This window comes from Dactylosporangium sp. CA-052675 (assembly GCF_050947935.1).
Lineage (GTDB): Bacteria > Actinomycetota > Actinomycetes > Mycobacteriales > Micromonosporaceae > Dactylosporangium.
On sequence record NZ_CP192010.1, the window covers coordinates 466,570 to 480,077 of the forward strand.

Below are 13,508 nucleotides of genomic sequence, written 5' to 3' on the forward strand. Positions count from 1 at the left end.
GCGTCGGCCGCTGGGAGGTGACGATATCGCGTCGCCCCGGTACCGTCGGTTCCGGCGTCATCTCAGTGACTGATGGTGATGGAGGTGTCTTGGCTTCGCCCGGCGCGGTGCGTCCGAAGAAACGCAAGAAACGTCGGCGGGATCCGGCCTGGGCCCGGACGCTGGTCATCGTCGGCGCCCTCATGATGATCGTCGCGGGCGGCACGTTCGTGGTGAAGGACACCGTGTTCGGGTTCGCGACACGCAGCGTGCACAACGAGGATCTGCTGCCGGTCGAGAACCAGGGGCGGCACGCGTCGATCAGCGGCGCGAAGAATCTGCTGCTCATCGGCATCGACCCGCGGCCGAACCAGAACCCGACCGATGCGATTCGCTCCGATTCGATCCTGATTCTGCACATTCCCGCCTCGCACGACATGGCGTTCCTGATTTCGATTCCGCGGGACACGTGGGTGTCGATTCCGCGGTACGACAACGGCAAACGCGTCTACAAGGGTGGCAAGGACAAGATCAATGGTGCTTTCGCCGAGGGCGGCTACGGCCTGACCGGCAAGGACCAGCGCAAGCACGGCACCACGCTGCTCGCCTCGACCATCAAGCAGAACTGGGGCGTGACGTTCGACGCGGCCGCGATCGTCGACTTCGTCGGATTCCAGGACGTGGTCAAGGTGCTGGAGGGTGTCGACATGTACGTCGACCAGCGCACGACCTCGGTGCACATCGGCCACGACGCCCAGGGCAACACCAAGACGCCGTTCGAGCAGCGCGACGCGCCGGGCGGCGGCACCCAGCTGATCCCGATCAAGGGCGTGACGCCGGTGGTGTACGAGGTCGGGTACCAGCACCTCGACGCCTGGCAGGCGCTGGACTTCGTGCGCCAGCGCGAGACGCTGCCCAACAGCGACTACGACCGGCAGCGCCACCAGCAGCAGTTCATCAAGGCGCTGCTGAAGAAGATCGCCAGCAAGGAGGTGCTCGGCAACCCGGGCAAGCTCAACAAGGTCCTCGAGGTCGTGGGCAGCGCGATGACGATCGACACCGGCCCCTTCGGCCTGGACGACTGGATCTTCGCGATGCGCGGGATCGACGGCGACCGGCTGCTGACGCTCAAGACGAACAACGGCGGGTTCCATCAGTCCAGCGAGAACCCGGGCGCCGAGGCGCTGGATCAGACCACGCTCGACCTGCTGGCGGCCGTGCGCTCGAAGACGGTCCCCGAGTTCGTGCAGAACCACCAGGGGATCGTCGGTTCCTCGTAGCCGCGGCGACACGGAGTTGCAGCGGGTGCCCGTCGATTTCCCCCCGACGGGCACCCGCTCTCCATCCCCCCTATGGGCTCTTTTCGGCGACGGCGCTGAGCTCGGTTCCCCTGGGGGCCTGCTCTCTTCGGCGGCGGCGCTGAACTCGTTCCCCTGTGGCTCTATTCGGCGACGGCGCTGAGCTCGGTGCGCAGCGTGCGCAGGGCCGCGGCCAGCAGGCGGGACACGTGCATCTGGGAGATGCCGAGCTCGGCCGCGATCTGCGACTGGGTCAGGTTGCCGTGGAAGCGCATCGCGATGATCTTCTGCTCGCGCTCCGGCAGCTTCGCCAGCAGCGGGCGCAGGGCCTCGCGGTTCTCCACGTTCTGCATGTCCGGGTCCTCGGAGCCGAGCATGTCGCCGAGGCCGGCCGCGCCCGGGTCGCTGCCCTCGCCCGCCGGGGCGTCGAGGGAGAGCGCGCGGTACGCCTGCCCGCAGTCGAGCCCCTCGATGATCTCCTCCTCGCTGACCCCGAGCCGGTTGGCGAGGTCGGCGACGGTCGGCGAGCGGCCGAGGTCCTGGGCGAGGTCGCCGGAGACCTTGCTGATCTCCAGGCGCAGCTCCTGCAGCCGGCGCGGGACGCGCACGTCCCAGCCCTTGTCGCGGAAGTGGCGCTTGAGCTCGCCGACGATCATCGGGATCGCGTAGCTGGTGAACGCCGCCCCGCGGGTGGGGTCGTAGCCGTCGACGGACTTGATCAGCCCGAGGTTCGCGACCTGCACGAGGTCGTCGAACTGCTCTCCGCGGTTGCGGAAGCGGCGGGCGAGGTATTCGGCGAGCGGGATGTACAGCTCGATGAGCCGGGCCCGGACTCGGTCGCGGTCGGCGCCGGCCGGAAGGTCGGCCATCAGCGACAGCAGCGCGCGGGCCTGAGCGTCGGTGGCGCGGGTGCTCGTGGCGCTGTCGGCGCCGCCGGAGGCCTGCGTGCTGGGACGAGCCTCGGCGAGAGCGCGGTCGATGGCACGATCGACGGAGATGGTGGTCATGGGGTTGGTGGCCCTTCTGGTGCTTGACCGGCGGTTTCCGTGGTCGGCTGCCTGTGCGCAGACTCGTGCTGCGCCCGGGAAGGAAGGAAGGCATGCGCCGCCACGCCGGTCGGGAATCGCTACTCGGCACCCGTTTCTTGAGCGCCGGTGCAAGACCTGCGTCGCCCACCGGGGGTCACGCCGCCGCTGCTGGACGGCACCCCGCGGCCGAACTGTCCGTTCGGCTGAGATGAGCTGACCCGACTGTACTAGATCTTCGCGTCATGCGCGAGAGTCAGGCGTTGAAGTTGGTCGCTGTATCACTGACTGTCGAGTAGGGCAATACGCTGAGTATCCAGAAGTGCCGGATGTGCATTTCAGTTTGACCGTCGATCTGGTCCGCATGCCGATACCGGGGCTGCGTTTTCGCAGTGCGCAGGCTACCGTCTCATCCGTGGCGTGTGCCTGTTTCAAATTGATCCGTGAGGTGCGGATCGGGGCGGCGTCGCTAAGGAGTTACACGTGGCATCAGGCACGGTGAAGTGGTTCAACTCGGAGAAGGGCTACGGCTTCATCTCGCAGGACAACGGTGGACCCGATGTGTTCGCGCACTACTCGGCGATCCAGGCCACCGGCTACCGCGAGCTGACCGAGGGTCAGAAGGTCGAGTTCGAGATCACGCAGGGCCAGAAGGGGCCGCAGGCCGACAACATCCGCGCGGTCTGACACACACCCCAAGTCGTAGGCCGAGACCCGCTTCACGGCCGAAGGAGTAGCAAGCCCCCGTCCGAGCACACTCGGCGGGGGCTTTGCAGTTCATGGCTGACGGTTCACTGACGGTTCGCCGGCGGTTCGCGGTCGTGAGAGTTTCACGAATTTCGCAGCTCTTGGCGTTTCGGCCTTTCTCGCCGGTCGCCTTCTCCTGGCTCTTCGCCTGGCCGCCTCGGCCGCCTTGGCTTGGCTCTACGCCTCAGCTGCCTTGGCTTGGCCTTACGCCTGGACTGCCTTGGCTTGGCCTTACGCCTCGGCTGCCTTGGCTTGGCCTTACGTCTCGGCCGCCTTGGCTTGGCTCTACGCCAGGGCCGCCTTCGGGCGGGCGAAGACCTCGGGGGTGCAGGATTCGGCGTACGCGTGCCGGATCATCTTCAGGGCCCAGCCCATGCGGTTGGTGGCGCACTCGGGGTGGTCACCGAACTCCGTCGCCACGTTGGCCGCACAGCCCTGCGCGCCGATGCGGCGCAAGGTGCTGGTGACCGCCGCGCGGACGGCCGGGTCCGCCGGGAACTCGGACATCTGCAGCGAGGAAGCGAAGAGCGCCTCGGCGCGGACCGCTTCGAACGTGGACTCCATCACAACCTCCTGCCGAACGTCTCCCTGCTGAGTTCCAGCTAACTCCTGTCCAGGTGCCGGGTCGGGAACTGTTCGGTTGCAAAATGGTTCGGGTCCTCTTGTGCCCTCCTTGTGGGGAGCTCGGGGAACCCTGCCTTCAACTAGAACGCTCGGCGGGCAGCCCGAATTCCTGGAGCACGCCCGTGAGCTGGAGGAGCCGGTGCACCGCCGGGCTCGTGCCGGTGATGCGCAGACCGCCTCCGACGTCGGTGTTCGCGGCGACGAGCACCTGCAGACCGGTCGAGTCCATGAAGGTCACGCCGGTCAGATCGAGGTCGACCCGGGACGGGCCGTGGCGGTGGATCGCGTCCCGCAGCACGTTGATCAGGCGCGGGGCGCTGGTCATGTCGAGCTCGCCGGAAGCGGTCACGGTGACCGTGCCGTCCGGGGAGGGGGTGGCCTGGGCGGCGAACTCGGTCATAGCAGCTTCGTGACCTTCATCAGCAGGCCGTCGCGGTCGACGTCGACGGCGTCGGCAAGGCTCCGGACGACCTTGAGGGAATGCCCGGAGGCGGTGAGCGCGTTGACGGTGTCGGCGGCCTGTTCCCCGGGGTGCGTGACTTCAATCACACACTGGATCTCGTCGACCGTCGCGCGGACCTGAAAGGCAACACCCACGCGCACATGAGCGATCACGTTCGCCCAGGTTTCGCTGACGATCAGGCCTATGTCTGTTCGGGCCTGTTCGGACACGCCGAGCCCGCTCAACGCCCCGTCCAGGATGTGCCGGAGCGTGTTCATGCGATCAAGATCGCGAGGCAGGTCAACGGTGAGGCGAAGGTCCACAAACCAACTGTTACCGCAGCCGTTCAACAAGAAAACGTCGGTCTGGTCGCAATTGGATCAAGCTCTTGGTGCTCGACTTGCGGCCTTGAGCTGACTGGTTCATAGCCGGTTGGCGGTCCGGCCGGTATCGGGGTCGTGCTGCTGGCTACCGCCGACTTCGGTCGGCCTCCGTGGCTTCGACCGGCTTCATTGGCCCTCAAGTGGCTGTTTGAGTAGCTCAGCGCCGGGTTCGACGGGCTCCGGTCCGCTTCAGCCGGCTCCGGTCCGCTTCGGCCGGATTTGATCCGCTTCAGCCGGCGAACGCGAACTCGCGGGCGGCGAGCTGCTCGTAGGCCTCGCGCACCATCTCCAGGGCCCAGGACATGCGGCGGGCGGCGGTCTCGGGGTACTCGCCGAACTCGCCGGCGACCCGGTCCGCGCAGCCCTTGACGCCGTAGCGACGCAGCGTCGTCGTCACGGCGGTGCGCACCTGCAGCGCGGTGGGCTCCTGCGAGGCCTGCAGGGCGGACGCGAACAGGGCCTCGGCCCGCACCGTGTCGAACGTCGTGTTCATGTCAACCCCCCGGTTGGTGTGCTCCCTGACACCAACCAGAAAACCGTCGGCTCGGTGCCGTGCCGGGACCCGTTCGGGTGCCGGACGGTAGCGCGCGTTCCGCGCCCGTGTGGGGCGCTTCCGGCGCTCGGTGCCCGCTCGGTTGCCGCCCGGTTGCCCGGCGTGCCCGGCGTGCCCGTCGTGCTTGCCGCCCGGTTGCCCGGCGTGCCCGTCGTGCTTGCCGGGGCGTGCCCGGCGTGTCTGCCCGGCGTGCCCGGCGTGTCTGCCCGGCGAGCCCGGCGCGCCTGCCCGGCGAGCCCGTCGTGCCTGCTAGGTGTGCCCGCTGCGCCGAGTCCGGGCCGGCGGCGTTCCTTGCGTGCCCAGTTGTCGGTGCCTGACTGCCGCTCGGTAGTCCACTTGTCTGGTGTGCCCGGTTGCTCTGCGCGGCTTATGTGCCGATTCGCCGGGTAGGTCGCCTGAACCTGCTCCGGGAGCCGCGCCGATCCATCCTCGGGTGGCCGGTTGTCCGCCACGCCACGCGCAGGGCTTGCCGACCGATCGTGTTCGCGTTACCGTCGAGCCAGTCCCGCGGAAGTCGGCAATCTGCCGCCCGGGGACGCCCTTTCGCCACCGCGTGTCACGCTCTCGCGTAGGAAGCCAGGCGGCCACCGTACACGCAGCGCAGCCCGTTCCTCGGATACACGCGTACCCGAAGAGCACCCTTTCCTCAGGCCGCACAGTCCTAGGAGGACGCATATGGCCCCAACCGAAGTGTTGGATCGTACCGCCCAGAAACAGAATCCCGCAGGCCAAAGCCGCCGCAGGACCCGCTCCTCGCAGCGCAACCGCGACCACAGCCGCCCGGCCAACCAGCCGCAGCCGCCCACCCCGGGCGAGGCGCGCGACGTCGCCGGCATCGTCGACGTCCACCGCGACAAGATGATTCTGCGGGTCGACAGCTACCTGCCCGGCCCCGACGACGTCGCGATTCCCGCCGCGATGGTCCGCAAATACGGCCTGCGCCACGGCGACGCCCTGACCGGCAGCGCCAACGGCGGCACGCTCACCCGGCTCGACACCGTCCACGGCAACGACCCGGAGTGGGCACGCAACCGCCCCGAGTTCAGCAAGCTGACCGCGCTGTTCCCGCAGGAGCGCCTGCGCCTGGAGACCACCCCGCGCCGGCTCACCACCCGCCTCATCGACCTCGTCATGCCGATCGGCAAGGGCCAGCGCGCGCTCATCGTGTCGCCGCCGAAGGCCGGCAAGACGATGGTCATCCAGGCGATCGCGAACGCCATCGCCACGAACAACCCCGAGTGCCACCTCATGGTGCTGCTGGTCGACGAGCGGCCCGAAGAGGTCACCGAGATGCAGCGCTCCGTGCAGGGCGAGGTCATCGCGTCGACGTTCGACCGCCCGGCCGGCGAGCACACCGGCATCGCCGAGCTCGCCATCGAGCGGGCGAAGCGCCTCGTCGAGCTCGGCCACGACGTGGTCCTGCTGCTCGACTCCATCACCCGGCTCGGCCGGGCGTACAACAACTCGGCCCCCGCCTCCGGCCGCATCCTGACCGGCGGCATCGACGCGAACGCGCTCTACCCCCCGAAGCGCCTCCTCGGCGCCGCGCGCAACATCGAGAACGGCGGCTCGCTGACCATCATCGCGTCCGCGCTGGTCGAGACCGGCTCGATGGGCGACACGGTCATCTTCGAGGAGTTCAAGGGCACCGGCAACGCCGAGCTCAAGCTGGACCGCAAGCTGGCCGACCGCCGCGTCTTCCCGGCGATCGACATCGACGGCTCGAGCACCCGCCGCGACGACGTGATCCTGCACCCGGACGAGCTGATGGCCGTCCAGCGCCTGCGCAAGGCCCTGAGCGCGACGGGCTCGCCGGCGACGGAGCAGTTGATCGATCGCCTGGCGAAGACCCAGTCGAACGCCGAGTTCCTCACCCTCCTGCTGCGTGGTCAGGCCTGACGCCACGCAGTGATGCACCGCTGACCCCTCGTGATATCGCAAGATCGAACTTTTTCGAGGGTGGTAGCGTAGGGATATCGGAACGCCCGCCGAGCCATGGCCAGGTGTGGGTTCGGTGAACGTCACGAGGCCAGGTCAAGTCAACGAGGACAGGCCGGGCAGGTCGGTGAGTGGGTAGCCCGCCCGCGCGGTGGGCGCGGGACGCCGGATCGCCCACGGCGTGCGGGTCGTGCGACCGCGATGGCGTGCGGGCGGTGAAGTGTCGAGACCGCCCGCGAGGTGGGCCCGCGTGGCGCCGGACCAGCCGCGGCGCGCGGATCGTGAACGGCGCATTCGTGGCGGGTGCGCGGGGCGCCTGGCCAGCGACGGCGCGCGCGGAGTGCGTGCGACGAGCTTGAGGTAGTGGCGCGCGGAGTCCCGGACCGGCCACGATGCGTGCGGCGGGTTTCGAGGCCGCTCGTGAGGTGGACGCGGCCGTGCGCGGATCGCGAGCGGCGAGTTCGTGCGAGCGGCGAGTTCGAGGTCGGCTCTCCAGGCGGACGCGGCGCCATCGGACGCGGCGCCATCGGACGCGGCGCCATCGGTCACGGTGCGTGCGGCGAGGCCGCTCGCGAGGCGGGCGCGGCGCGCCCGGTCGGCCACGGCGCGGATCGTGAACGGCGCGTTTGTGGCGGGTGCGCGGGGCGCCTGGCCAGCCACGGCGCGCTGATTGCGAGCGGCGAGTTTCGAGGTCGCTCCCGAAGTGGACGCGGCGCTATCGGCCACCGTGCGTGCGGCGAGGCCGCTCCCGAGGCGGGCTCGGGGCGCTCGATCGGCCACGGCGCGCGAATCGCGAGCGGCGAGTTCGAGGTGGACGCGCGGGGCGCCCGACCCGACTGCCCACGGCGCGCGCGCAAGCGGCTAAGAGTCGGCCGCGAAAAAGCCCGCCAAACAAGCACGCAAGCGGCTGAGAGCCGGCCGCGAAAAGCCCGCCAAACAAGGCGGTCTGCGAAAAGCCCGTCAGAACAGGGCGGTCCGCGAAAAGCCCGCCCAAACAGGGGGGTTCGCGAAAAGCCCGCCCAAACAGGAGGTTCGCGAAAAAGGCGGACGCGAGTGCGCGCTACAGGGAGACCCGGGACCGCATCAGGGCTTCCTCCGTGGGCAGCACGCCCAGAGCCGAGGCGAAAGCCATCTCGCGGCCCCACGACGCCACATCGGCCGGGGCCAGGTCCTTGACGCCCTCCACCGCGACCAGGTGAGCCCGGTAAGCGAGCCACCCCGCCGCCGCCCGCGTGCCCTCCGGCGTGTTCTGGTCGCTCCAGCGCATCTCGACGACGAAGTACAAGGCGAGGTATACCGCGCCCGCGGCCATCAAGGAGCCGGTGATCTGGTCGGCCAGGTTCGCGTGGAGCTTGTACGCCGCCCACATCCACGTGGCGAACATGAACGCCGCCGGGATCGCGGCCGTGCCCAGCAGGGTGCGCCGCGTCGAGCGGGAGAGGCGGCGCTGGGAGAGGCCGCGGGTGCGGGCCTCCTCGATCACCGCCCGGTAGAACGCGCCTCGCCAGCGGCGGGCCTCCGTCCAGCTGCGGAACGCCAGACTGGTCAGGGACGCCTCGCCGTTGACCGAGAGCTGGTTGACGCGGTCGAGGACCTGCTGCTCGTACGGCGTCAAACTCCGCCCGTCCCCCTTGCGCAACCGTACGGTCGTCTCCTCCGGGTCCTCGCCGGGCTGGCGCAGCTCCAGGAAGCCGCGGGCGGCCAGGTCGAGCAGCGTGCTGTCGATCGCGTCCTCGTCGGAGCGCCACCGGTTGACCATGAGGCTCACCACCGCCGGGGGCTCTTCACCCGGAGGGGTGTCCAGCGCCTCCCCGGCCTCGGGCAGCCGCGGCCGCGAGCGCCACAGTGCCGCGACCGTCAGCAGCACCCACACCGCGAGCGTGACGGGCACGCTGAGCTGCAGGAACGGGGGCCAGTCCACGGGGAACCTCCGGGCGGGGGGCGGATCGTCGGGCGGGCAGGACGTCGGGCCCCGCCGAAAGGGGCAGGGCCCAACCACCTTAAACCGTCGGGGCCGGCTCCTCAGAAGCCGCCGAGGACGACCTTGCCGACCATGTGCCCTTCCTCGACCATCTGGTGCGCCTTGGCCAGGCCGGCCGCGTTGACCGCGCCCACGTTCGAGGTCATGGTGTGCCGCACGGAGCCGGCGTCGACCAGCTCGGCGGTGCGGTTCAGCAGCTCGTGCTGTACGACCATGTCCGGCGTCTGGAACAACGGGCGCGTGAACATCAGCTCCCAGTGGAACGTGATGCTCTTGGCCTTCAGCGGCAGCAGGTCGAGGCCGGGCGGCTCGTCGATCGCCGTGATCTCGCCGCCGGGGCGCAGGATCCGCGCGAAGTGCTCGATCTGGCCCGCGGTGAACGGCGAGAAGATGTAGTCCACGCCCGCCGGCAGCTCGTCGTGCCCGACCACCTCGTGCGCGCCGAGGTCGAGCGCCCACCGGCGCGAGTCGGGGCGGGAGGCGGTACCGATGACATGGATCTTCGTGAGGGCCCGGGCGAGCTGGATGATCATCGAGCCCACCCCGCCCGCGGCCCCGAGCACCACCAGCGTGCCGGTGCTGTCCGGGCCGAGGCGGAAGCGGTCGAAGAGCGTCTCCCACGCGGTGATCGTGGTCAGCGGCAGGGCGGCCGCCTCCGCGAAGCTCAGCGAGGCCGGCTTGCGCCCGGCGATCCGCTCGTCGACGAGGTGCAGTTGCTGGTTGGTGCCGGGCCTGTCGATGGAGCCGGCGTAGTACACCGGGTCGCCCGGCGCGAACAGGGTGACCTCGGGCCCGACCGCCTCGACGGTCCCGGCCGCGTCGAAGCCCAGCACGCGCGGCTCCGCACCGGGGTTCGCGCTCGCGCGGACCTTCACGTCGACGGGGTTGACCGACACCGCCTCGACCCGGACCAGCAGGTCGCGCGGCCCGGGCGAGGGAACCGCCAGCTCGAGGTCCTCAAGGACGGCGACCGGCCCGGCGGTCCGATATCCGACAGCTCGCATGCTCATGCCTCCGACGCTATTCCAGCACCGGTGGTTACCCGCAAGGGTCACTACTTCCCATTGGGTACCGTCACGGCATGCCGACCCGCGATGACGTCTACGCCGCCTGCTGCCCCTGCCGCGACATGCTCGACCTGCTGGCGAACAAGTGGAGCGCCCTCGCCCTCGGCGCGCTCGAGCCGGGCCCGCAGCGGTTCGGGGCGCTGCGATCGCGGCTGCAGGGCGTGAGCCCGAAGGTGCTGACGGCGACCCTGCGCCGGCTCGAGGAGCACGGGCTGATCGAGCGCGAGGTGTTCGCCGAGGTCCCGCCCCGGGTGGTGTACAGCCTCACCCCGCTGGGCCGCGACGCCAACGGCCCGCTCTCCCTGCTCAGGACCTGGGTCGAGCAGAACATCGGCCGCTTCCCGCAAAATCATGAAATGTCCGATATGTCGGGCTAGCGAAGCGCCCGACATATCGTTACCCAGGTGAACCCCCCGCTGCTCCCCGAAATCGCGCTCGACCTCGCCGACGAGCACGTCCGGCTCTTCGACGCCACCGGCGGCTACCGCAGCGACACGCCCCCGCCGTTCTGGCGCTTCGCCTGGCCCGGGGGAGTGGCGCTCGCCCGGTTCGTCCTCGACCGGCCGGACGTCGTGCTCGGCCGGCGCGTCGTCGACCTCGGCAGCGGCTGCGGTGTCGTCGCCATCGCCGCCAAGCTCGCCGGCGCCCGCGAGGTCGTCGCCGTCGACACCGACGCCGAGGCGCGAGCCGCCGCCGCCAGGAATGCCGCGGCCAACGACGTCGTGTTCGAAACGGCCGCCGAGCCGGTGCCGGGCGACGTGATCCTCGCCGGAGACGTGTTCTACTCGGCGAGCGTCGCCCGGACGGTGCTGAAGCTCCTGCGCGGCGCGGACGCCTACGTCGGCGACCCCGGCCGCGGGTTCCTGCCCGAGCGGCTCTTCGAGCAGGTGGCCGTGTACGACGTCCCCGTCCGCCGGGCCTTGGAGGACGGGGACGTCATGCGGACCACGGTGTGGCGGCTCGCTACTTCCGCCGCTGCTTCGGCTGCTGGTCCTTGAGCCCGTCGAGGCCCTTGTCGAGCCCGGCGCGCCGCAGGGCGTCGGCGAGCGCGCCGCCGCCCGTGAAGGAGCCGCCGCCGCCCCCGGAACCGGAGCGGCGCGAGTCGCCGCCGCCACCGCGCGGACGGCCGCCACCGCCACCGCCGCCGCGGGACTCGCGGTTCTCCCGGGGCTTGGCGGCGGTGGTGGCCTCGTCCTCCAGGCGCAGCGTGAGCGAGATGCGCTTGCGCGGGATGTCCACGTCGAGCACCTTCACGCGCACGATGTCACCGGGCTTGACCACCTCGCGCGGGTCCTTCACGAACGTGCGCGACAGCGCCGACACGTGCACGAGGCCGTCCTGGTGCACGCCCACGTCGACGAACGCGCCGAACGCGGCCACGTTCGTGACCACGCCCTCCAGCAGCATGCCGGGGGTCAGGTCCGAGATCTTCTCGACGCCCTCGGCGAACTCGGCGGTCTTGAAGGCCGGGCGCGGGTCGCGACCCGGCTTCTCGAGCTCCTTCAGGATGTCCGTCACGGTCGGCAGGCCGAAGGTGTCGTCGACGAAGTCCGCGGGCTTGAGGCGGGCGAGCGCCGTACCGTTGCCGATGAGCCCCTTGAGGTCCCCGCCCGTCGTCGCCAGGATGCGCCGGACCACCGGGTAGGCCTCGGGGTGCACCGAGGACGAGTCCAGCGGGTCGTCGCCGTCCGGGATGCGTAGGAAGCCGGCGCACTGCTCGAACGCCTTGGGGCCGAGCCGGGCCACGTCCTTGAGCGCCCGGCGGTTGCGGAACGGGCCGTTGGCGTCGCGGTGCGCGACGATCGCGGTGGCCAGGGTCGAGCCGATGCCGGAGACGCGGGTCAGCAGCGGGGCGGAGGCGGTGTTGACGTCGACGCCGACGCCGTTCACGCAGTCCTCCACGACCGCGTCGAGCGAGCGGCTGAGCTTCGACTCGGACAGGTCGTGCTGGTACTGCCCGACCCCGATCGACTTCGGATCGATCTTGACCAGCTCCGCGAGCGGGTCCTGCAGCCGCCGGGCGATCGACACCGCGCCGCGCAGCGACACGTCGAGGCCGGGCAGCTCCTGGGAGGCGTAGGCGGAGGCGGAGTAGACCGAGGCGCCCGCCTCGGACACCATCACCTTCACGACCGACAGCTGCGGGAACTGCTTGAGCAGGTCCGCGGCGAGCTTGTCGGTCTCGCGCGAGGCGGTGCCGTTGCCGATCGCGATGAGCTCGACCTTGTGCTTCTGGCACAGCGCGGCCAGGATCGCGATCGACTCGTTCCACTTGTTCTGCGGCACGTGCGGATAGATCGTGTGCGTGTCGACGACCTTGCCGGTGGCGTCGACGACCGCGACCTTCACGCCGGTGCGGAAGCCGGGGTCGAGGCCCATCGTGGCGCGGGTGCCGGCCGGGGCGGCCAGCAGCAGGTCGCGCAGGTTGGCGGCGAAGACCCGCACCGCCTCCTCCTCGGCCGCCTGCCACAGCCGCATCCGCAGGTCGATGCCGAGGTGCACGAGGATCCGGGTGCGCCAGGCCCAGCGCACGGTGTCGGCGAGCCACTTGTCGCCGGCGCGGCCCTCGTCGCGGATGCCGAACTTCGAGGCGATCGCCGGCTCGTAGAGCGACGGCGCCTCCGGGTCCTGGCTCGGCTCCATCACCAGGTCGAGCATCTCCTCCTTCTCGCCGCGGAACATGGCGAGGATGCGGTGGGAGGGCAGCTTGGTGAACGGCTCGCTGAAGTCGAAGTAGTCGGAGAACTTGGCCCCGTCGGTCTCCTTGCCCTCGCGGACCTTGGACACGAGCCGGCCCTGGTTCCACATCTTCTCGCGCAGCTCGCCGATGAGGTCCGCGTCCTCGGAGAAGCGCTCGACGAGGATCGCCCGGGCGCCGTCCAGCGCCGCGGCGGCGTCGGCCACGCCCTTCTCGGGGTCGACGAAGACGGCCGCGGCCGCCTGCGGGTCCACCGTCGGGTCGGCGAGCAGCCCGTCGGCGAGCGGCTCCAGCCCGGCCTCGCGGGCGATCATGGCCTTGGTGCGGCGCTTGGGCTTGAACGGCAGGTAGATGTCCTCGAGCCGGGCCTTCGAGTCGGCCGCGTTGATCTGCGCCTCGAGGGCCTCGTCGAGCTTGCCCTGGCTGCGGATCGACTCGAGGATCGCGGCGCGGCGCTCTTCCATCTCGCGCAGGTACCGCAGCCGCTCCTCCAGCGTGCGCAGCTGCGCGTCGTCGAGCATCTCGGTCGCCTCTTTGCGGTACCGGGCGATGAAGGGCACCGTGGCCCCGCCGTCGAGCAGGTCGACCGCCGCGGTCACCTGCCGTTCCCTGACGCCGAGCTCTTCCGCGATGCGCTGGTGAATCGAGACCGTCACGACCATGCATTCTGCCCCACGAGCCCCGCGAGGTCCCATCAGCCACAACACCAAATAACGGAACGGGTCGGTCACGCAAAGTAGTTTTCGGGGAAGCGTTATTGACCCCGGCCCACC

Annotated in this window: 13 protein-coding genes; 5 read left to right on the forward strand and 8 right to left on the reverse strand. The window is 70.2% G+C overall.

Annotated elements, in window-relative coordinates; all coding sequences use genetic code 11:
- Positions 1-89: 89 nt before the first annotated feature.
- On the forward strand, positions 90-1,259 hold the full coding sequence (locus ACQP1P_RS02100) for an LCP family protein (protein ID WP_433082565.1): 1,170 nt from the start codon (positions 90-92) through the stop codon (positions 1,257-1,259).
- 161 nt (positions 1,260-1,420) lie between these two features.
- Here ACQP1P_RS02100 and ACQP1P_RS02105 read toward each other — a convergent pair whose 3' ends face one another.
- Entirely contained in the window at positions 1,421-2,284 is an 864-nt protein-coding gene (locus ACQP1P_RS02105; RefSeq protein WP_433082567.1) for an RNA polymerase sigma factor SigF, read from the reverse strand.
- 501 nt (positions 2,285-2,785) lie between these two features.
- Here ACQP1P_RS02105 and ACQP1P_RS02110 point away from each other — a divergent pair.
- Positions 2,786-2,989 carry a cold-shock protein gene (locus ACQP1P_RS02110; protein ID WP_190251213.1) on the forward strand — a complete coding sequence of 68 codons (204 nt, stop codon included), beginning with the start codon at positions 2,786-2,788 and terminating at the stop codon, positions 2,987-2,989.
- Between the two features lie 345 nt (positions 2,990-3,334).
- On the opposite strand, the gene ACQP1P_RS02115 is transcribed toward ACQP1P_RS02110, so the two are convergent.
- From ACQP1P_RS02115 to ACQP1P_RS02130, 4 genes are all read right to left on the reverse strand, one after another.
- A complete protein-coding gene (locus ACQP1P_RS02115; protein ID WP_433082569.1) occupies positions 3,335-3,613 on the reverse strand; it encodes a hypothetical protein in 279 nt (92 codons plus the stop codon).
- 136 nt (positions 3,614-3,749) lie between these two features.
- Positions 3,750-4,073 (reverse strand): STAS domain-containing protein, encoded by a 324-nt coding sequence (locus tag ACQP1P_RS02120; RefSeq protein WP_433082571.1) that lies wholly within the window; start codon positions 4,071-4,073, stop codon positions 3,750-3,752.
- Complete coding sequence (locus ACQP1P_RS02125) at positions 4,070-4,438, reverse strand: ATP-binding protein (RefSeq protein ID WP_433082573.1); 369 nt, start codon at positions 4,436-4,438, stop codon at positions 4,070-4,072. The genes ACQP1P_RS02120 and ACQP1P_RS02125 overlap by 4 nt, the downstream gene beginning before the upstream one ends.
- A 289-nt stretch (positions 4,439-4,727) precedes the next feature.
- Positions 4,728-4,991, reverse strand: coding sequence for a hypothetical protein (locus ACQP1P_RS02130; protein WP_433082575.1), 264 nt, complete (start codon positions 4,989-4,991; stop codon positions 4,728-4,730).
- 735 nt (positions 4,992-5,726) lie between these two features.
- On the opposite strand from ACQP1P_RS02130, the gene rho reads away from it, so the two are divergent.
- A complete protein-coding gene (gene rho, locus ACQP1P_RS02135; RefSeq protein ID WP_433082577.1) occupies positions 5,727-6,950 on the forward strand; it encodes a transcription termination factor Rho in 1,224 nt (407 codons plus the stop codon).
- Positions 6,951-8,049: 1,099 nt separating this feature from the next.
- Here rho and ACQP1P_RS02140 read toward each other — a convergent pair.
- Both ACQP1P_RS02140 and ACQP1P_RS02145 read right to left on the reverse strand, forming a co-directional pair.
- The gene (locus tag ACQP1P_RS02140) at positions 8,050-8,910 is read right to left on the reverse strand and encodes a DUF2207 family protein (protein WP_433082579.1); all 861 of its coding nucleotides are present in this window, start codon (positions 8,908-8,910) and stop codon (positions 8,050-8,052) included.
- 101 nt (positions 8,911-9,011) lie between these two features.
- Positions 9,012-9,980 (reverse strand): zinc-binding alcohol dehydrogenase family protein, encoded by a 969-nt coding sequence (locus ACQP1P_RS02145; protein ID WP_433082581.1) that lies wholly within the window; start codon positions 9,978-9,980, stop codon positions 9,012-9,014.
- 71 nt (positions 9,981-10,051) lie between these two features.
- On the opposite strand from ACQP1P_RS02145, the gene ACQP1P_RS02150 reads away from it, so the two are divergent.
- Positions 10,052-10,414, forward strand: coding sequence for a winged helix-turn-helix transcriptional regulator (locus tag ACQP1P_RS02150; protein ID WP_433082583.1), 363 nt, complete (start codon positions 10,052-10,054; stop codon positions 10,412-10,414).
- A gap of 27 nt (positions 10,415-10,441) precedes the next feature.
- The gene (locus ACQP1P_RS02155) at positions 10,442-11,035 is read left to right on the forward strand and encodes a class I SAM-dependent methyltransferase (protein ID WP_433082585.1); all 594 of its coding nucleotides are present in this window, start codon (positions 10,442-10,444) and stop codon (positions 11,033-11,035) included.
- Here ACQP1P_RS02155 and ACQP1P_RS02160 read toward each other — a convergent pair.
- Entirely contained in the window at positions 11,001-13,397 is a 2,397-nt protein-coding gene (locus tag ACQP1P_RS02160; RefSeq protein WP_433082587.1) for a Tex family protein, read from the reverse strand. The two genes, ACQP1P_RS02155 and ACQP1P_RS02160, sit on opposite strands and share 35 nt — an antisense overlap.
- Positions 13,398-13,508 lie beyond the last annotated feature (111 nt).